Raw genomic sequence first — 18057 nt, 5'->3', positions numbered from 1 at the left:
GCTAAAGTTACGCCCGCAAATCATCTCATACCTTTCGGTGGCGGCGGTCACCTGCCCGCCGGCAGCATGCGTGGCAGAGCTGACCGTTCGACTGTGGGAGAGCTGTGGGAGAGAGAGGTTCGATGCCGGAGTCCGGTGGTTCGACCACGACAGGTCCAGGGGCACCGGCCGCCGCCGGCATCGTTCCCGGTGACGGCGCCGTTCCCGGTGACGGCGCCGTTCCCGCTGACGGCGCCGTTCCCGCTGACGGTGGCGCGGTCGCTGGCGCCAGCCCGGCGGGCTCCGGCCTGGTCGTGCCGCGGCAGCGGTCGCCGCGCCGCCCGGCGACGGGGTACAACCCGGCGCTCGACGGCCTGCGGGCCCTCGCCGTCCTGGCCGTTCTCGGCTTCCACATGAACGTGCTGACCGGCGGGTTCCTGGGCGTCGACGTGTTCTTCGTGCTCAGCGGCTTCCTGATCACCGGGCTGCTGCTCGCCGAGCGGGACCGGACCGGCAGCGTGTCTCTCGGTCGCTTCTACGCGCGCCGCGCGTTTCGGCTGTTGCCGGCGTTCGGGGTGTTCGTCGCGATCGGCGCGGTACTCGTCGTCGCGGTGAAGACTCGCGCCGACCAGTGGGACTTCCTCGACAACGCGGTCACCTCGCTGCTCTACGTCAACAACTACTACCGGGTGTTCCGGCCCGAATCCGGTGGCGCGTGGTTCGGGCACACCTGGTCGCTCTCGCTGGAGGAGCAGTTCTACCTCCTCTGGCCCGTCGTGCTGATCCTGCTGTGCCGCCGGCCGGCGGCCCGTCGGCGGCTGCCGGTGATCCTCACCGCGGCCGCGGCAGGCGTGTTCCTCTGGCGGGAGGTGCTGATCGCTCTCGGCGCGCAGGACCCGCGGATCTACTTCGGCCTCGACACCCGCGCCGATGCCCTGCTGGTGGGCTGCGGCCTCGCGGCCTGGGGCTGGCTCGGCACGCTGCTGCCCGCCTCGCACGGTCCGCGGGACGCCCGGCTGACCCGCTTCGCCAGCGCGATGCGCCTGGCCGCCTTCGGGGCCCGGACCAGCCTGGTCGCCGGGAGGATCCTGGTGGTGGCCGGACCGGCCGCGCTGGCCGCGCTGGCCGTGCTGGCCGTCGTCGTGCCGGAGCCGGGCCACGGGATCACCGCGATGGACCTCGGCGGCTTCACCGGGGTCGCCCTGCTGGCCGGGATCGTGATCGTCAGTGTGGACCGACGCCGGGACGGGCCGCTCGCGGTGGTCCTCGGCTGGGCGCCGCTGTCCTGGTTCGGCAGAATCTCCTACGCCTTCTACCTGTGGCACTTCCCCGTGGCCGGCACGGTGCGCGACAAGCTGGGCGGCCGGCTCGACACGGCCGCGCAGGTCCTGATCGCGATCGTGCTGAGCACGGCCCTCGCCGCCGCCTCCTACTACCTGGTGGAACGGCCGGTGCAGCGGCGCAGGCCGCGGTGGGTCGCCAGCCCGGCCGGCCAGGCCGCGCCGGTCCGCCGTCCGGACACCGCCGCTGTCAACCTCATGGGCTGACTACTTCCGGTGGGGATGCCTGCCGGGCGACGCGGCCGGGTGGTGTGGCGGTGGCCGGTCGCCCGGGCAGGCGATCGATCTACTTCTGGTGCGCCGCGGGGTTGGGGGTGAGCTGTCCGCGGGCGAGCTGGCCGAGGAAGTCGGTGTTGTCGTAGAAGTGCTGCGTGTCGGTGAGGCGGAGGTCGTCGGTGACGTGGGCGACGGTCACGCCGAACATCTCGATGCGTTCGCCGGTGGGCTGGACCCCCTTGTAGGGACCGCTGAAGGTGCCCCAGTGCCGCCACTTGAAGGCGATGACGGGCGGCGGTGAGTAAACCTCCAGCACCTCCCAGAAGAAGCCGCCCGGAAATGCCGTATGAAAAACGTCATGTGACGACTCGAAGGATTCCTCGCTCGCCGAGTAGTAAGGGTTCTCGCCGATCAGGACGTTGTAACTGCCCTGTTCCGCCAGCTCGGTGCTGCCGACCGAGGGTCCGCCGTTGACGCTGACGCGGACCTGGTCGGCAACCATGCTGACCCATTCGGTGGGGTTCTTCTTGTGCGAGAGTTCCATCTCGAACACCTGTACGACCCGCTCGACCACGTCGGCGAGAGATCCCGGGGCGTGCTGCGTGGTGCGTTCCGCCGGCATGGTCTGGTGGGACAGGTGATAGTCCGGCGGATGGCCGTCGCGCCACGCCGCGTCCGGCATGGCGGCGATCACCGCTTCTCGGCCCTGCAGATGCAGCGGCTGATCGGGCGCAGTGTCGTCGGTCACGTGTCGTCCTCCGAAGTCTGAAAACCGTGAGGTCGCGGCCTTCGTGGGCCCGCGGCGGCCAACTGGTCACCGGGGCCGGAAGATTTTGGCCGGATGTCCATCGGCCTGATCTTCAGCGAAATTCCTCGGATTATCTGGTGCGCACTGCCGGAACGGCAGGAAACGGGACGAAGGTCCGCCGCCCGCGTCGACCGTCGAGCCACGGGGCGGGTAGATCGTCGAACATTTCCGGACGCCGTCGGCTCGCGCGTGATGTCAGGTGACGTCGGCCGGCGGTGGAAATCCTGTGTTCCGATCCCGGCCGTTGGTCGCATGGTGTTTCCCGGACCGGCGGCGCGCGGCGGCGGGCGAGCCCGTCGGTCCCGCAATGGTGCCCTCCGCGGGCCTAGGCTGGGACGCCGCGCCCGGCCGGCCGCGTCTGGACGTCACGACGTGACGCCCGGCAGGCATGCCATCCGGGCAGACGTGACACCCGGCATCTGTGCAGGTCGGCGGCGAGTCGCCTGTGATATAGCCAAGATGGGGCAGGTAGGAACTATGCCTCCCTCGGCATGACTACCAGACCAGTGGTCATAAATATCTAGTGCCCACCTGTTGGTCGGATGTTCATCCGGCGCTGCGAGCCTCTGCTCGGCGCGCCGGGTGGCCGCGTCCGGTGTCGCGACGTCGAAGGGGACCGACATGGGAGATGGGGATCCGTTGATCGTCGGAGTCGATGCCGGCTCCGCGACGCTGCGTGACGCCGACGGGCTCGTCCAGTACCTCGTCGAGACACTGGCACTGCCGGCGGACACGGTTGCCTGCACGCACCTCGTCGACGTCGGGAGTCCGCACGTCGCGCTGTCCTTCGCGTTGCCGCCGGCCTGGCGTGACCCGCAGTCGTGGGGTCGGGTCGCCCGGCTGGCCGGCGACCTCGCCGCGGCCAGTCTGCGCGCGGCCCGGCCGGAGGCGCTGGTGGGGCTGGTCGACCTGGGCGCACCGCTCGCCGGCCCGGTCGGGGTGGCCGCCGGCGCGGAGCGGATCGGGCCGGCCGCCCTCGCGGACGGCGCCGCCCGGGCGGTCGCCGACCACGCCGGCCGGCACGGCGGCCGTGCGGTCGTCTACCCGGGCGTCGGCCGGCTGCGGGGCACGGTGCCGGTGGAGACCGTGCTGGGCCAGACCGCCGTGGGCCGGGTGGTGGCCTCCGCGGGCCAGGCGGCGCCGCGGCGCTCGGACCTGCTGCGCACCCGCGACCACGTGCGCCCGGTGTGGCGCGACGGCGTGCTCACCCTGCACACGGCCGCCGAGCGCGGCCGGGTGTTCGCGCCGGCCGAGGTCCCGCCGGTGGCCGGGGTGGTCGCGCGCCCCTGACCCCCGGGCCGAGCTTGGCCGGCCGGGACGCCGGGACGGCTCAGTAGGTGCAGGAGGGCGTCTCCGTGGCCGGTGTGGCCGGGGCGGCGGCGGCCGGCGGCGCGGGCGCTGCCGTCGTGGCGGTGCTGGCGGGAGCGGTGCTGGCGGTTGCCGCGGTGGGAGTGACGACCTCGGTGAAGCTGGAGCCGAGGACGAGCTGCACGCCGGTGACGGTCGAGTCGGGCAGCAGGGTCGAGCCCGGCACGGCCGCAGCGACGGTGCGCGCCTCGGCCTCCTGCCCGGTGCCGTAGATGACCCGGGAGGTCTCGTGGGTCAGGGCCGAGGCGTTGCCCGAGCTGCGGGCGCGGAAGCCCTTCGCGGTCAGCTCGCTGACGACCTTCGAGGCCAGCCCGGCGCGGCTGGAGCCGTTGAGGACCGCGACCCGCACCTGCGACGGCTGCGCGGTCACCCCGGCGGCCAGGGACGGCCCGACGCCGCCGCTGGTGTCGTCGGTGGGGGTGGCGCCCTCGACCTTCCCACCGAGCGGGGTGACCAGCCGGGCAAGGTCGTCGGGCCGGTAGAACTGCACCGACGCCCGGACGCCGTGCAGTTTGATGTCACCGAGGTCGTCGACGGCACCCTCGGCGCGGGTCGGCGCGTGGGTCGGCACGGTCTGCATCCGGATGCCGCCGCTGGCCAGCCCGTGGAGGCGGGTTGCCAGCGCGCGCAGGTCGGTGAGCTGGGTGTGGTCGTCGAGAGTGAGCGCGCTCGCGGCAGCCGACGTCAGGCGTTCGACCTTGACGGGGTTCGTCAGGGTGTCGCCAGACATGATCTTGTGGAACATGGCGCCGATGAACTGCTGCTGGCGGGCGATCCGGTCGGTGTCGCCGGCCGGCAGCCCATGGCGCTGGCGGACGAAGGCGAGCGCCTGGTCGCCGTTGACCTCGATGGTGCCCGGGCCGCCGACGAAGCCACTCATCGGGTCGTTGGTGTTCGTGCTGGTCCGCCAGCGGCCGTCGTCGTCCTGGAAGTGCTGGGAGGCCGCGGTCGCCTTGATGCAGACCTGGACCCCGCCGACGGCGTCGGTGAGCGTCTTGAAACCCAGCAGGTTCATGGAGAGGTAGTGGTCGACCTGCATGCCGGTGAGGCTCTGCACGGTCTGCACCAGCAGTGCCGGGCCGCCCGAGGAGATCGCTGAGTTGAACTTGTCCTTGGTGGCGGCGTGGTGCTTTCCGGCTGCGTCAGTGTATTCGGGGATGGTGACGTACGTGTCGCGCGGGAACGAGATCATGGTCGTCGTCCCGTCCTTGTCCAGGTGCGCCAGGATCGTGGTGTCCGAGCGCTGCCCGTCCAGGCCCGGCCGGTCGTCCGTGCCCACCAGCAGGTAGTTCGCCACCCCGAGGGCGCTGGACCCGCTCGAGCCGAGACCGAGGTTGATCCGGTTGACCTTGCCGTTGATGAACGCGTACGCAGCCCATCCGCCGACGGTGACGACGAGCACGCTGGTCGACAGGAACGCGAGGAAGGCCAGCAGCCCGCGTCGGCGGCGGCGGGGAGGGAACCCGCTGGGGGCGCCTCGGCCCGCCCGGCCCGGCCCGGAACCCCGGGGGTCGAGCCTCGCCGGAAGTACGCGCGAGTCGTGCTCCAGGTGCGGTGCGGTCACATCCCGCCTTTCCTCGAGGGTGCCCTGCGCGCAGGGTCCGACGTAGTGCGGAAAGTAACACGTATAGGTCGAAGCTTCTCATTGGGGGTCCGGTAGGGATTCTCCGTATCCGCTCTGCGACTCTTACGTTCGCGGATTGGAATGAGGTAATCCCGGCTCATCGCGCCAGGGCGTGACAGCCCGCGCTCCACGTTCCCTTCGTGCGCTCCGGGCGCATACTCGTGGTAGTGAGGGATGACCTGAGGTCCATGTGGCGTCGGGGGCGTTCGGCCGCTGCTGCGGCGCGCGGGCCGGGCGGGCCGGGTTCGGCCCCTGGTTCCGCTCGCCGTCCTGGTCGCGGTCATCGCTCTGGGGCAGAGCGGTGACCGTCAGTACGCGGTCATCACGGCCATGGTGATCAGTCCGCTGCTCGCGGCGGCGCTGACCGGCCCTTGGGCGGCTGCGGCGTACGCGGTGCTCGCGATCGTGGCCTCGGCGCTGCAGGGCATCACGCTCGGCCACTACAGCGGGGTCGGCCATGAGGGCGCCCCGCCTCAGGTCATCCGGCTGGCGGTGATCGCCGCCGGGGGGCTGATAGCGGTGGCGGCGAGCCGGGACCGGATCCGCCGGGAGGCCCGGCTGCGGGACGTGACCCGGGTGGCGGACGTGGCGCAGCGGGCCATCCTCGGTGGTGTGCCGGACCGTCTCGGTGAGCTGCGCCTCGCGGTCAGCTACGACAGTGCCAGTGCCAGTGCCAGTGCTCAGGCCCGCGTCGGCGGCGACCTGTACGAGGCGGTGGCCAGTCCATGGGGGATGCGGATCCTCGTCGGTGACGCCCGGGGAAGGGGCTGGACGCGGTCCGGCTGGCCAGTCGGATCACGGCCACCTTCCGGCTCCGCGCCGGGCGACGACGTGGGCCCGCTGGTCACCGAGTTCGCGCCGACGGGTACCCCGGCCGCCGGGTGGCAAGGACGCTCCGCCAGCCCCGTCTTCCGCACATGGGGAATCGATGGTTTGGTCGATCCACCCGTGGATCATGATGGTTGGGTGCGGTCGACGCCGAGGATGTCGAAAAGGTGTTGCTGGAGGGGGCCGGGTCTGGGGATGCGGGCGGGCTGGTCGCCGGTGGCGGGGATCAGGCGGAGCCGGGCGAAGGCGTCGAGGATGAGGCGGCCGGTGGGGCGGGCGGGCCTGCCGACGTAGAGGCCGGGGATCTTTCCGTCGGGGCCGGCTCCGTGGCGGGCTTGGCGTTCGATCAGGGAGAAGACGAGCAGGGCCAGGCAGATGACGTGGACGAGGGCGTGGATCCGCCGGTTGGAGTGCAGGAACATCGGGGCTACGGCGAGCGGGCTTTTGAACTCGCCGTAGCGGCGTTCGACGACTTCCTGGCCCTTGTAGCGGCGCAGGACCTCGGCCGCGTCGATGGTGTCGGGCAGGTTTGTCAGCAGGGCGTACCAGCCGTCGGTCGCGGTCTCGGCGGCCAGCGCCTTGTCGTCGAAGTGCCAGGAGAGGGTGGGTTTCCCGGTGTCGGGGTCGGTGGCGGTGTAGCCGCGCAGGTAGGCGGCGACGCGGCGGTCGCGGCCGATCGCGGTCAGCCGGGCGGTGACGGCGGCCGGGCCGGCGGGACGTTCGACGCCCGGGACCCGGTTGGCTGCGAGCGTCAGGCGGTCAGCAGCCGGCGGGGGCGACCGCCGCGGATCCCAGGGCGGTGTAGAGCATCTGCCGCCACAGGTTGGCCAGTTCGAGGTGCGCGGAGTTCGTCGAGCACACGGGTGTGTCGTTGTCGACGACCGGTTCGTCGTGCGCGGGGTAGATGTACGAGGTTCCGGTCGCGTTACTGAGGAGCACGTGGCTGTGGCCGTACGGCGGTGCTGTAGTCAGTGTCCCGGCTGTGTTGTCGACGCTCACCGGGGCGCCGAAACTCTCCAGGCCGCCGCTGACGCCGCCGAGTACTTTCTCGACCGCGGTGACCTTGGTGATCCACGGGTCGTTGGCGTTGGTCGCGAGGATGTAGCGGGACAGCGGGGTGGCGGAGGAAAAGGGGTGGCTGGCCCAGTAGGCGACGGTGGTACCGGCGGTCGTGCAACTGTCGGCCGGGTCGGGGGAGTAACAGTCGTCCGGTGAGGAGAACAGGACGGCGCCGGTCACGGTCCGGATGCTGCCGAGGTAGGCGGCCTCGCTGGCGCCCTGCGAGTGGCCGCCGACGACGAGGGAGCCGTAGGCGGGCAGGCCGTTGCTGAGGAAGGCGGACCAGCCCGGGTTGTCGTTCGCGGCGAGCCAGGTGAGAGCGGCGGTGAGGCGGTGCTCGATGCCGTGGGTGGCGTCGGCGCTGCCCGTGTCCGACCACGACTCCGCGGTGCCGTTGAACCGGTTGAGGTGAAGGCCTCCGTAGCAGTCGGTGGACGGCGAGGTTCCGGTGTTGCTCCCGCACACGATCGCGGCCAGGGCGCCGTTGTTGTAGCTCATCCCGACCGTGTAGAAGCCGAGCTGCTGGGCTTGGACGAGGACGTCCTGGTAGTACGACGGGACGGCACCGGTGCCTGGGAAGAAGACGAACAGCTTGCCGTTGGGAGTCCCTGTCGGCCGGCCGTAGCAGACCGTGCCCGCCATCGAGCCGGTGCCGCTGATGGCTGGGTCGGTGGTGGCCGGGTTGACTCCGCCGAGCGGGCTCCCCGTGCTGCCGCAGGGCGGCAGGGCTGTCGCCGCTGAGGCGGTGGCTGGCGGCAGGACGACGACGAGGGCGGCGAGGGCGGCCGCGGTGGCCGTCACGGCCAACAACCCCGATCGCCGTAGCGCGTGGGTCGATCGCACCGGGTGGCTCCTTCCGTCAGGCATCTCAAATATCGATGCAATCCAGATACTGGCATAATCTCAAATGAGGGGAGGGCTTGGGCTCCCGGGCGGCGGCTGGCCGTGACGGCTCGGCCGAACTCGGACCGGGATCGCCTAGATTCGGTCGATGGAACGCACACGCCTGAGCCGGGAGGAGTCCAGGGCACAGACCGTGGCGCGCATCCTCGCGGCGGCCGACGCGCTGTTCCGGGCCAAGGGCTTCGCCGGGGTGTCCGTCGCGGAGATCGCCGAGGAAGCTGGCTACTCGACGGGCGCGGTCTACGCGAACTTCCCGAGCAAGGGCGCCGTCCTTCTCGAGATCAACCGCCGCTGGCGCGACGACGAGGACCGCGAGCTGGGCGCCCTGATGGCGCAGGCGGATTCACCGGCTGCGGCACTGGCCGCGCTCAGACGCTGGCACGCCGGCCTCCGCCGCGACGAAAGTGCACGCTTCCTGCTCGACAGCGAGACTCGCCTGGTGATGGCGCGGCGGCCGGAGCTGCGAGCCGTCGGCGCCGAGGGCTACCGGCAGGCGCGGGTTGACCTCGCGGCCCGCATCGCCGAGCAGGCCGCCCGGCTCGGAATGACCCTGCTACAGCCCGCGGACGTCCTCGCCACCCTGCTCATCGCGCTGCGGCGGGGGATCGAGGCCCAGTGCTGGTTCGATGACGACGCGGTACCCGACGATGTCTTCCCCCGGGGGGTCGCGCTCCTGTTCGGGCTCGACCCCGATGCGGCCCTCGGTGTGAGTCCCGAGCCCGAGAGCGGACCCGGGAGATCGTGACCTGGTCGACGTCAGGGCCGCGCTCGGCCAGCGGCTCCTCGACGGCCCGGACCACAGTGCCCAGCGAGCGCACCTGAGCCTGCCACGACCCGGCTCAGCACAACGGCGGCGGCGGGTCCGGTGGGCTCCATGCCGAATGCTGCCCGCACGCGGTCCACACGGAGCCCACATCGGAGGTTCGGACACTGGCGCCCGATGCCCCTCCCGCGTCTGGAGATCCGCTGTGTCAACCCCGGTCGAGTCCACGTCCCCCGGAATGTTCCGTGATCCAGCCGGGGGCGGGTCGCCCGTCACGGCCGCGGCGCCCGGCTTCGCGGCCGATCAGCCTCCGCCGCCGAAGCCCGTCGCCGAGACGCCCCTTCCCCAGGGGCGCAGGGGGCCGCGGCGCCGCCGGGTCCGTGTGATCGCTGTGCTGGTCGCCCTCGCCGGCGTCCTCGCGGTCGCCGCCGTGCTGGTCGAGGGAGTCCCTGCCGGCCGGGCCGGGTCCAGCGTCGTTGCCGTGCCGCACCCCGCGGACCTTCCGAGACCGTCCGGTGACACCGGCGGGTCCGGTGCCGACACCGCGACGGCCGACCGCAACGTCATCGCCGTCCTCGGTTCCGACCTCGCCGACCCCTACGTGCTCACCGTCGGCGCCGTGAGCTACGCGTACGGCACGAACACCGAGGCAGGCGGCAACGTACCGGTGTTGAGCAGCACCGACCTGAGGGCCTGGAACCGAGTGGGGGATGCCCTGCCGACGCTGCCCGGCTGGGCCGCGGACACCGGCCTCACCACCTGGGCTCCGGCGGTGTCCGCCGTCGACGACGGGTACGACCTGTACTACGCGACCCGCGTCGCGGCGCTCGGGATCGAGTGCGTCTCGGTCGCGCACGCGACCGGCCCCGCCGGCCCGTTCACGGACTCCTCCACCGGACCGCTGATCTGCCAGGAGAGCGAGGGCGGCAGCATCGACCCGAGCCCCTTCTCGGACGGCGGCGAGCGCTACCTGACCTGGAAAAGCGAGGGAATCCGACCCGGAACCACCCCGGCCCTCTGGGCGCAGCGGCTCAGCGCTGACGGCCGTTCGCTGGTCGGCACACCGGCCCGGCTTCTGGGACCGGACCTGCCCTGGCAGGACGGCGTCGTCGAAGGCCCGGCAATGCTGGCCCGGGACGGGACGTTCACGCTGTTCTACTCCGCCGGGGACTGGCACAGCCCCACCTACGCGACCGGGACCGCAGCGTGCGCCGGGCCGCTCGGCCCCTGCACCGAGAATCCCCAACCGATGCTGCGCACCGGCGACGCGGGCGTCGGCCCAGGCGGGGCCGAGCCCTTCCGCGCCGCCGACGGCAGCTGGTGGCTCGCCTTCCACACCTGGACCCGACGCCAGCCCGCGGCCTGGCCGCACGCGGACCGCCAGCTCGTCCTCGTGCCTCTCACCCCAACCGGCGCCCCGACCATCACCGCCGACGCGGCACTACGAGCAGGCCGGGTGACGCGGACTCCCGGCGCGGGTCGCACGGGGTGACCCAGGCCGTTCCCGCTCGGGCAGTTCGGACCGTGGCCGAAGGCCGGCTGACGGGAGCCGGACGAAGCGAGAGCGTGTCCGGATGCACGCGCGCGTCACGAAGGGGGTGCACCATTCCGGGCCCGCCTTAGCTGAGATCGGCGATGATCTGGATTGTCGCCTCGGCGATCAGCGACTCGTCGACCGGGGTGTCGTACCCGGAGCGGTCCGACATGATGGCCATAGCGAGCGGCGCGCCTGTGGGCGGCCACACGACAGCGATAGCGTTGGCCCGCCCGTAGTCGCCTGTTCCGGTCTTGTCGGCCGCCGTCCATCCCTTGGGAAGCCCGGCTCGGATGCGGTGCGAGCCGGTCAGGTTGCCTTTGAGCCAGTCGGTGAGCAGGGCACGTCTGTCTGCCGTCAGTGCGTCGCCGAGCACCAGGCTTCAGTAGTCCGCCGCGATCGCGCGGGGAGTCGTCGTGTCGCGTGGGTCCTCGGGCGCCCTTCTGTTCAGCTCGGGCTCGTAGTCGTCCATGCTGCTGACGGTGTCACCGAGGCCGCGCAGATACGCGGTCAGTTGCGCCGGACCACCGAGGTCACGCATCAGCAGGTTGCCCGCCGTGCCGTCGCTGAAGCGGATGGCGGCGTCACAGAGCTGCCTGATCGTCATTCCGGTCGCGACGTGATCCGGCGTGATCGGCGAGGTGGAGTTGACATCTTCTTTCGTATAGGTGACCAGCTTGTCGAGGTGGCTGAGCGGGTTGTTGTGCAGCACCGCCGCCGCCGCGAGGGCCTTGAAGGTGGAGCAGAACGCGAAACGCTCATCCGCTCGGTAGGCCACGACAGCGCCGGTGTCCGTCGTCAGGGCGTAAACGCCGAGGCGGGCCTTGTGCTCACGTTCGAGTGCCAACCACCGCGCGGTGTCGGGGGGACGGACAGTGGTGCGGGTCGCGGGCAGCGGGGAGATCGGATGGTCGGCCGCGCACGCCGCCAAGGGCGCGAGAGCCGCCGCGACGAGCACAGCACGGCGGGACGCGTCAGACGTGGGACGAGGCATTCTCCGGACCTGTTCTCTCCTAATAACGGGACTATTCGTGCTGTGGACACCGCCGACCATACGTCACCGCTGTTGTGCCGCTTACGTCCGGCCCGGTCAGGCAATGGCGAGGATCGCGCGGCGAAAAACAGCCTCGGGTCGGCCCGACGCAACAAGACCCGGACCGAACCCGCATGTTTCTCGAGTCCTGCTCATATCCCACCCACACGAACCGAAGCTCTACGGCACGTGGGTAAAGGCCCTCCGCGGCTCGCCCGACAGCGAATTCGATGCGCCACGAGGTGTTCAGGGCGCTGTCGCGAGATCCGGCCCCGCCCCAGGAGGCCCTGCGGGCTCGGGGAGCAGGCGCATAGCCGGGTAGGCCGGGCGCGTTTGGAACCGTGAACGAGGCCGGCCGGCGGAAGGGCCGCGGTCCGGCGAGGTTGACGAGGACCCCAGCCGATCGGAGCCGAGGGTGCGTGCGGATGAGGAACGATCATTTGAGGCGTTCATGGGAGCCGCGGCCGAGCGGTTGCTCCTGACCGCGGTACTGCTCTCGGGTGGCGACTGGGCCGCCGGAGAGGATCTGCCCGCATGTCCGGCCAACCCGGTCGTCGTTCAACGCGTCCGCCGCAATGTCGAACATCTCCTCGACCGCCCAGGACCTGGCCCATTCCTGGACGTGCAGCAGCGGGGTCGGCGACGTCAACCGGTTCGCGATCAGCACGGCGATCACCTGGCCGTGCGTGACACGCGCGACGTCACGGACCGGGCAGAGCCGATCAACCGTGCCGACCACGTCCAAACGCGCCAGGAAGTCCCGCACGACCGGCAACGCCCCGAGCGGCTTGTCCACGCTCGCAGGCCCGTACTCCACCGTCACCGACACAGCCCCGAACCGTGCCAGCCCGGACACTCCCCGCACCAGCCCCGGCAACATCACCAGCTCAAAAGATCACGCAACCAGCCCATCACACGCACGTGCGGAAGACGGGGCTAGCTGACGAGGGCGTGCATCGCCTGGTCGAGCAGTGCGGGCAGGTCGGCGTGGCCGTCGGACTCCCGCCACGCCGTCATGGCGGCGTGGTAGCAGCCGAGCGCCGCGGAGGCCAGCGCGCCGGGCCGGGGATCGACGGCGCCCGCCGCGGCGGGGCCGAGCCGGCGGGCCAGCTCGGGGGTGAGCAGCCGCTGCCAGCCATGCTCCCGCTGAAACTGGCGGGCCTGCAGCGACGGGGTGACGGCCATCATCCGGGACAGCCGCAGGGTTCGCTCGGGGTTGGCCGCGCTTTCGGTCGCGATGAGCCGCAACGCCTCGCGCAGCGCCTGCCATGGCGACTCGTCGACCGGTCGGGCGGCGAGCGTGTCGCGCAGGTGCAGGCCGCGCTCCTCGATACCGAGCAGGACGACGTCCTCCTTGGTGGCGAAGTAGCGGAAGAAGCTGCTGCGGGACAGGCCGGCGCGCTCGGCGATCTGGTTGATGGTGGTCGCCTCGAAGCCCTGCTGGTCGAACAGGTCGAACGCGACGGCCATGATCTCCGCCTGCAGGGCGCGCCGGGTGCGGCTGCGCAGGTCGCCGCCGGCAACGGCCGCGCCGGACCCGGCGGGTGACGGCGCGGAGTTTCTGGCCATGGAGCCAGGGTACCACCAGTGAGATTTCGGCCCGAAATTTGGACTGAGTCTCACTTTCGGGCTAGAGTCCGACACTGGATCGACCCGCACGCCCACGTGAGAGGTGGCACATGACCGTGCAAGCCGCAGCATCCGGCGGCGACACGTCTGCGACCCGGCTCGGCCCGTGGGCGCGGTACCGAGCGACGTACTCGCGGCTGCCCGCCGCCGCGCAGATGATCGGCCTGCAGCTCTGGCTCCCGTTGCTGTTCGTGCTGGCCTTCTGCCTGTGCTACATCAACGCCTTCCACCAGCCGAACCCGCGCGACATCCCGGTCGCCGTGGTCGGCACCGGCGCCGCGGCGGACACGTTCGCGCAGCGGCTGCAGGACGCCTCGGGCGGGGTGCTGGCCGTGTCCACGGTCGGCTCGGTGGACGAGGTCCGCGCTGACCTGCGCAGCGGTGACCTGGCGGCGGTCTTCACCCCGGGGTCCGCGAGCACCCCGGCCCGGCTCATGCTCACCAGCGCCGAGCAGTTCCAACTCGCCCAGGTCGCCCGGCAGAGCTTCGCGCCGGTCGCGGCGGCGGAGGGGACGACCCTCGCCGTCGACGATCTCGCCCCGCTGCCGAAACACGACGCCTACGGCACGTCGCTGTTCTACGGCGCGCTGCTGTGGACGATCCCGGCCTACATGGTGGGGATGTTCGTCGGGACGATGGGTGCGGCGCTGCGCCACCGGGTGCGGCTCGGCATCATCGCCGGCTCCGGGTTCGTGCTCTCCGGGCTCGGCGCCCTGTTCGTCGGGCCCGTCCTCGGCGCGGTGCACGGGCACTTCCCGCAGCTGTGGTTGCTGGGCTTCGCCGCCGCGCTGGCCGTGGGGCTGCTCGTCAACGGGCTCGCGTACTTCTTCGGCCGGTTCGTCAGTGGCGCGGCGATGATCATATTCGTGTTCCTCAGTGTCCCGTCGTCGGGCGGGGCGTATCCGGTCTCGTTCCTGCCCGAGCCGTTCCGGGCGCTGCATCCCTACGTCTTCGCGACCGGCCTGCTCGACGTGCTGCGCGACGTCGTCTACGGCGTCGGCCCAGGGGTGGGTCGGGGCGCGCTCGTCATCGGCGGCTACGCGGCGGCGGGCGCGCTGCTCACGGCGCTCGGGCGGCCTCACTACCTGCGGTTGACCGCGCGGCGCGCGGCCAGCGGGCGGCCGCTGCCGATGATGCAGGCCGCGCAGCGCGCGATAGCCGCCGCCAGCATGCAGCCCGGTGCTGCCCAGACCGGTGCTGCCCAGACCGGTGCTGCCCAGACCGGCGCGGCGGCGCCCGCCGTCGCCGCGGTCGGCAGCGGGTCCGCCGGTGCGGCGGGGGCCACGGCCGAGTCCGGTCGGAGCGGTGACCCGGCAGGGCAGGGCCGCCAGGAAGATCCCTGCGCCGATGACTACCGGGAGGTGGCCGCCGACTCGGACGCGGCCGCGGTGTCCGGTGCGGCGGCGGGCAGCGGCGCGGCCTGACCCGGGCGGTGCCCGCTGTGCGGTGCGGCCTGCCGCGCGGGACCGCTCCGCGGAGGTCCGCTGGTCAGCTGGTGGGGACGGACCAGCGGACCCGGGTGCCGCCGTGCGGGCCCGGTTCGATGACGAAGGTGCCGCCGAGTCCCTCGGCCCGGCTGCGCAGGTTCGCCAGGCCGCTGCGCCTGGTCGTCGGGCCCATGCCGACGCCGTCGTCGACCACCTCCGCGCTGACCCGCCCGTCGGCGGCGGTCACCGTCACCTCGACCGCGTGCGCCTGGGCGTGCCGGGCGGCGTTGGACAGGGTCTCGCGCACCACCGCGACGAGATGGTCGCCGACGGCGGCGTCGATCGCGCTGTCGACCGGGCCGTCGAGATGCAGCCGCGGGGTGAAGCCGAACGCGTCGGCCATGTCGTCGATGATCCCGAGGATCTTGGCTCGCAGGCCGCTGCCCGTCGCAGGGGTGGAACGTCCCCGCAGCTCGAAGATGGTCTGGCGGATCTCCCGAACGGTCTCGTCGAGATCCTCGACGTAGGTGTTCATCCGCTCGGCGCGGGCCGTGCGTTCCTCGCTGGCGGCCAGGCCCTGTAGGCCCATCGCCACCGCGAACAGCCGCTGCATCACATGGTCGTGCAGGTCACGGGCGATGCGGTCGCGGTCCTCCAGCAGCGACAACCGGCCACGGGCGGCCCGGGTGCGGGCCAGTTCGAGCGCGAGCGCCACGTGGGCGGCGAAGGCGGCGGCGAGTTCGAGGTCCTCGTCGGAGAACAGGCCGCTGCCGCGGCGGCGGCCGAGGAACAGCGCCCCGGAGGTGACCTGGGAGGCGATCAGCGGGACGATCATGATGGGGCCGACGTCGAGCCCGTCGACCTCGGATCCGCCGAGCGAACGCGCGTCCCCGACGACCAGCGGTGCCCGTTCGCGCACCGCCCGTCCCGCCAGGGAGGCGTCCATCGGAACGTGGCGGCCGCGCAGCCGGTCGGCGTCATGCCCGTCGGCGACGTCGAAGCTCAGCGCCCCCGCCGCCGGGTCGCACAGGGCGAGCGCACTGGTGTCGGCGCGGGCGACGTTCCCGGCGCGGCGCACGATGAGCTCCAGCGGATCGTCGCCGTCGGCGAGCAGGTGGCGGGTGATGTCCGCCGACGCCTGCGACCACTGCTGGCGGTGCTGGGCCTCGCCGAACAGTCGGGCGTTGTCGATCGCCACCCCGGCGTTGGCGGCCAGCGCCAGGACCAGCTCCTCGTCCTCCGTGGTGAACTCCGCCCCGCCGCGCTTCTCGGTGAGATAGAGGTTGCCGAAGATCTCGTTGCGGACCCGGATCGGCACCCCGAGGAAGCCCTGCATCGGCGGATGGCCGGACGGGAAACCGACGGCGTGGGGATGATCGGCGATGTCGTCGAGGCGCACCGGCGTCGGCTCCTCGGTGAGCAGGCCGAGCACGCCGTCCCCGCGCGGGGTGCTCCCGATCGCCTCGACCATGCTGGGATCCATCCCGACGTGGACGAACTGCTCGAGGTGGCCATCGCGGGCGATGACGCCGAGCGCGCCGTAGCGGGCGTCGACCAGCTCGCAGGCCGACTCGACGATCCGGCGCAGAACCACGTCCAGGCTGAGGTCCGCGGTGATCACCCGGTTGGCCCGCAGCAGGCCACGCAGCCGGCCCTGGGTGGACAGCACGTCCTGGGCCCGGTCGACGAGCTGTGCCAGCAACTCGTCGAGTTCGAGGCGGGCCACCGCCGGGAAGATCAGATCGCCGGGGGACGGGGCGCCGTGTCCCCGAACGCTCCCGGAGCGGGGACCTCCTGGAACGGCGAGGTGGTGCTCGGCGTCGGTGCCCGGGCGGCGGGGGGAGTATCCGCCGGCTGACGCCGGACCGAACTGGTCGCGGTGTGGACGGATCCCGCGGGCTGGCCATCCGTCGGTGGTGGGCATCGCGTCAACACACTGGTCGAGGGAGCTTCCGCACCGCATGCGCCGGTTCCGTCGACACCTCGCGGACCTTCATCGGATGTCCTCCCTCCTGACTGCCGGCCGGCACCGCCCCGCACGGCCGTGACACAGCCGCAGATGGTTCGTCTCCTCTGATCTTCGGCCGGCGTCGTCGCGGCGCCCAGGGACCTTCGACCCGCAACACCCGTGCCGTTACGACCGCCCCGGCCCGCAACGACCCTGGGCGGCCACCGCCGTCGGCCCGACCGGGCCAGGCCGTGCCGCACCGGCCCGGTGGCGAGCCGGTGCGCTGATACCCGTCAGGTCAGGGTCGGTCCGTTCGCAGTCCGGCGATCACGATGGTCAGCAGGCGTGCGGGCCGGCCCGGCTCGGCGTCGTCGTGGGCGGCGATGAGCAGGCCCTTGATGATCGAGATCAGGTCGGCCGTGGTGACCTCCGGACGCACTGCTCCTGCCTGCCGAGCGCGGCTGAGCAGGAGGGAGAGTGCGTCCTGCATGGTGTCCCGCAACGCGCCCGGCACGGCGATCGCGTCGGAGGTGTCCCGCTTGGCCTCGGCCTCGGCACCCAGCTGGGCGAGGAAGTCGAAGAAGGCGGCACCAGGGTCGGCACGGGTGGCCAGGCGCTGGGCGCTGGCGACGAGGTCGGCGACGCGGGCGGTGGCGACAGCTTCGAACAGGGCTTCCTTCGTGGCGAAATGCCGGTAGACGGTACCTGCTCCGACGCCGGCACGCGCGGCGATCTCGTCCAGCGGTGCACCGAAGCCGGATTCGGCGAACACCTCGCGCGCCGCCTGCAGCACCCGCTGCCGGTTGCGGCGGGCATCAGCCCGCAGCGGCGGATCGGGGTCAGCCACGCCCGTTGCCAACCGGGGCGTGCGTTCCGTATTCTCTAACCGGGTCCACCGTTCCGATTTTACTGGAGGGCGCATGGCGAGCAGCCCGCGCGAGGTCGTGGAACAGGTGCGTCGCATGGTGGCAGGTGAGGGTGTGGTCTTCTCGGACCTGTTCGCCCGAGACGGCGTGCTGGAATACCCCTTCGCGATGCCCGGCCAGCCTCGGGAGCTACGCGGCAGGGAGGCGATCCGGAGCTACTTCGCCGCCGCCCCGGCGCCACGGGACGCGTTCGAGATGAACGGCGTCGAGGCGCTTGTCCGCGAGACCGACGATCCGGAGGTGGTCGTCACCGAGATCGAGCACTATGGGCGATCCGTCGTCACCGGTCAGCCGTACCGGTTCCGGGCACTCGGCGTGATCCGCGTTCGCGACGGCGAGATCGTGTCCTACCAGGACTACATGGATCCGATCGCCGCCGCACGGCTGCTCGGCAGAACCACGGAGCTCGCCGCCGCGCTCACGGCCGGTTGACGCCACGGCCCTCCGACAATCGGCCGCGCTGGGCCTTCGCGCTCGCCATGAGGGTGCCGCAGGAGTCCGCGACGGCCTTCTACCAGGCCGCCGCAGACCATCTCCGCCCGAGTTGGGCCGACCGCCCGCCAGGCCGTCGGGCGGGGCGGGGGGCCCCCGCCCCCCCCGGGGGCCGCCCGGGGGGGGGGGGGGGGCGCCCCCCCCGCCGTGGGCGGGCGCCCCCCCGGGGGCCCCCCCCCC

Annotated in this window: 14 protein-coding genes and 3 pseudogenes; 7 read left to right on the top strand and 10 right to left on the bottom strand. The window is 72.1% G+C overall.

The window, feature by feature from the left end; all coding sequences use genetic code 11:
• Positions 1 to 122: 122 nt before the first annotated feature.
• Positions 123 to 1526 carry an acyltransferase family protein gene (locus MXD60_RS19245; RefSeq protein WP_248820712.1) on the top strand — a complete coding sequence of 468 codons (1404 nt, stop codon included), beginning with the start codon at positions 123 to 125 and terminating at the stop codon, positions 1524 to 1526.
• A gap of 79 nt (positions 1527 to 1605) precedes the next feature.
• Here MXD60_RS19245 and MXD60_RS19240 read toward each other — a convergent pair whose 3' ends face one another.
• Positions 1606 to 2283 carry an ester cyclase gene (locus MXD60_RS19240; protein ID WP_248820711.1) on the bottom strand — a complete coding sequence of 226 codons (678 nt, stop codon included), beginning with the start codon at positions 2281 to 2283 and terminating at the stop codon, positions 1606 to 1608.
• 681 nt (positions 2284 to 2964) lie between these two features.
• On the opposite strand from MXD60_RS19240, the gene MXD60_RS19235 reads away from it, so the two are divergent.
• Positions 2965 to 3633 (top strand): hypothetical protein, encoded by a 669-nt coding sequence (locus tag MXD60_RS19235; protein WP_248820710.1) that lies wholly within the window; start codon positions 2965 to 2967, stop codon positions 3631 to 3633.
• A 40-nt stretch (positions 3634 to 3673) separates the two neighbouring features.
• On the opposite strand, the gene MXD60_RS19230 is transcribed toward MXD60_RS19235, so the two are convergent.
• The 4 genes from MXD60_RS19230 to MXD60_RS19220 form a co-directional block, all read right to left on the bottom strand.
• Positions 3674 to 5275: an LCP family protein gene (locus tag MXD60_RS19230; RefSeq protein ID WP_248820709.1), complete on the bottom strand. Its 1602-nt coding sequence runs from the start codon at positions 5273 to 5275 to the stop codon at positions 3674 to 3676.
• A 368-nt stretch (positions 5276 to 5643) separates the two neighbouring features.
• On the bottom strand, positions 5644 to 5766 hold the full coding sequence (locus MXD60_RS28915; RefSeq protein WP_283098636.1) for a hypothetical protein: 123 nt from the start codon (positions 5764 to 5766) through the stop codon (positions 5644 to 5646).
• A gap of 522 nt (positions 5767 to 6288) precedes the next feature.
• Positions 6289 to 6585 (bottom strand): hypothetical protein, encoded by a 297-nt coding sequence (locus MXD60_RS19225; RefSeq protein WP_248820708.1) that lies wholly within the window; start codon positions 6583 to 6585, stop codon positions 6289 to 6291.
• A gap of 337 nt (positions 6586 to 6922) precedes the next feature.
• Positions 6923 to 8023: a BPSS1187 family protein gene (locus tag MXD60_RS19220; protein WP_248820707.1), complete on the bottom strand. Its 1101-nt coding sequence runs from the start codon at positions 8021 to 8023 to the stop codon at positions 6923 to 6925.
• Between the two features lie 190 nt (positions 8024 to 8213).
• Between MXD60_RS19220 and MXD60_RS19215 the strand changes: the two genes are divergently transcribed.
• Both MXD60_RS19215 and MXD60_RS19210 read left to right on the top strand, forming a co-directional pair.
• Positions 8214 to 8870, top strand: coding sequence for a TetR/AcrR family transcriptional regulator (locus tag MXD60_RS19215; RefSeq protein ID WP_248820706.1), 657 nt, complete (start codon positions 8214 to 8216; stop codon positions 8868 to 8870).
• A 400-nt stretch (positions 8871 to 9270) separates the two neighbouring features.
• Positions 9271 to 10380, top strand: coding sequence for a glycoside hydrolase family 43 protein (locus tag MXD60_RS19210; RefSeq protein WP_248820705.1), 1110 nt, complete (start codon positions 9271 to 9273; stop codon positions 10378 to 10380).
• 127 nt (positions 10381 to 10507) lie between these two features.
• Here MXD60_RS19210 and bla read toward each other — a convergent pair.
• Positions 10508 to 11416, bottom strand: a pseudogene (gene bla, locus MXD60_RS19205) (class A beta-lactamase).
• Between the two features lie 454 nt (positions 11417 to 11870).
• Between bla and MXD60_RS19200 the strand changes: the two are divergent.
• Positions 11871 to 11984, top strand: a pseudogene (locus tag MXD60_RS19200) (SigE family RNA polymerase sigma factor); the annotation flags it as partial.
• Between the two features lie 42 nt (positions 11985 to 12026).
• Here MXD60_RS19200 and MXD60_RS19195 read toward each other — a convergent pair.
• Together MXD60_RS19195 and MXD60_RS19190 are read right to left on the bottom strand one after the other, a co-directional pair.
• A pseudogene (locus MXD60_RS19195) lies at positions 12027 to 12335 on the bottom strand (DUF4277 domain-containing protein); the annotation flags it as partial.
• A 56-nt stretch (positions 12336 to 12391) separates the two neighbouring features.
• The gene (locus MXD60_RS19190; RefSeq protein WP_248820704.1) at positions 12392 to 13024 is read right to left on the bottom strand and encodes a TetR/AcrR family transcriptional regulator; all 633 of its coding nucleotides are present in this window, start codon (positions 13022 to 13024) and stop codon (positions 12392 to 12394) included.
• Between the two features lie 110 nt (positions 13025 to 13134).
• Between MXD60_RS19190 and MXD60_RS19185 the strand changes: the two genes are divergently transcribed.
• On the top strand, positions 13135 to 14508 hold the full coding sequence (locus tag MXD60_RS19185) for an ABC transporter permease (RefSeq protein WP_248820703.1): 1374 nt from the start codon (positions 13135 to 13137) through the stop codon (positions 14506 to 14508).
• 64 nt (positions 14509 to 14572) lie between these two features.
• On the opposite strand, the gene MXD60_RS19180 is transcribed toward MXD60_RS19185, so the two are convergent.
• Both MXD60_RS19180 and MXD60_RS19175 read right to left on the bottom strand, forming a co-directional pair.
• On the bottom strand, positions 14573 to 16435 hold the full coding sequence (locus MXD60_RS19180; RefSeq protein ID WP_248820702.1) for a GAF domain-containing sensor histidine kinase: 1863 nt from the start codon (positions 16433 to 16435) through the stop codon (positions 14573 to 14575).
• Positions 16436 to 16757: 322 nt separating this feature from the next.
• Positions 16758 to 17306: a TetR/AcrR family transcriptional regulator gene (locus MXD60_RS19175; RefSeq protein WP_248820701.1), complete on the bottom strand. Its 549-nt coding sequence runs from the start codon at positions 17304 to 17306 to the stop codon at positions 16758 to 16760.
• A gap of 73 nt (positions 17307 to 17379) precedes the next feature.
• On the opposite strand from MXD60_RS19175, the gene MXD60_RS19170 reads away from it, so the two are divergent.
• Complete coding sequence (locus MXD60_RS19170) at positions 17380 to 17817, top strand: nuclear transport factor 2 family protein (RefSeq protein WP_248820700.1); 438 nt, start codon at positions 17380 to 17382, stop codon at positions 17815 to 17817.
• Positions 17818 to 18057 lie beyond the last annotated feature (240 nt).

Origin of the sequence: Frankia sp. AgB32, from assembly GCF_023243045.1 — a bacterium.
Classification (GTDB): domain Bacteria; phylum Actinomycetota; class Actinomycetes; order Frankiales; family Frankiaceae; genus Frankia.
The sequence above is the reverse complement of the archived record's forward strand: the minus strand, read 5'-3'. Positions and strand labels throughout refer to the sequence as shown.

Excerpts from the sequence above, each read along its gene's own strand:
- MXD60_RS19245 (WP_248820712.1), top strand. The coding sequence starts at position 123 with ATGCCGGAGTCCGGTGGTTCGACCACGACAGGTCCAGGGGCACCGGCC.
- MXD60_RS19170 (WP_248820700.1), top strand. The coding sequence starts at position 17,380 with ATGGCGAGCAGCCCGCGCGAGGTCGTGGAACAGGTGCGTCGCATGGTG.
- MXD60_RS19190 (WP_248820704.1), bottom strand. The coding sequence starts at position 13,024 with ATGGCCAGAAACTCCGCGCCGTCACCCGCCGGGTCCGGCGCGGCCGTT.
- MXD60_RS19180 (WP_248820702.1), bottom strand. The coding sequence starts at position 16,435 with ATGCCCACCACCGACGGATGGCCAGCCCGCGGGATCCGTCCACACCGC.
- MXD60_RS19185 (WP_248820703.1), top strand. The coding sequence starts at position 13,135 with ATGACCGTGCAAGCCGCAGCATCCGGCGGCGACACGTCTGCGACCCGG.
- MXD60_RS19215 (WP_248820706.1), top strand. The coding sequence starts at position 8,214 with ATGGAACGCACACGCCTGAGCCGGGAGGAGTCCAGGGCACAGACCGTG.
- MXD60_RS19225 (WP_248820708.1), bottom strand. The coding sequence starts at position 6,585 with ATGTTCCTGCACTCCAACCGGCGGATCCACGCCCTCGTCCACGTCATC.
- MXD60_RS19235 (WP_248820710.1), top strand. The coding sequence starts at position 2,965 with ATGGGAGATGGGGATCCGTTGATCGTCGGAGTCGATGCCGGCTCCGCG.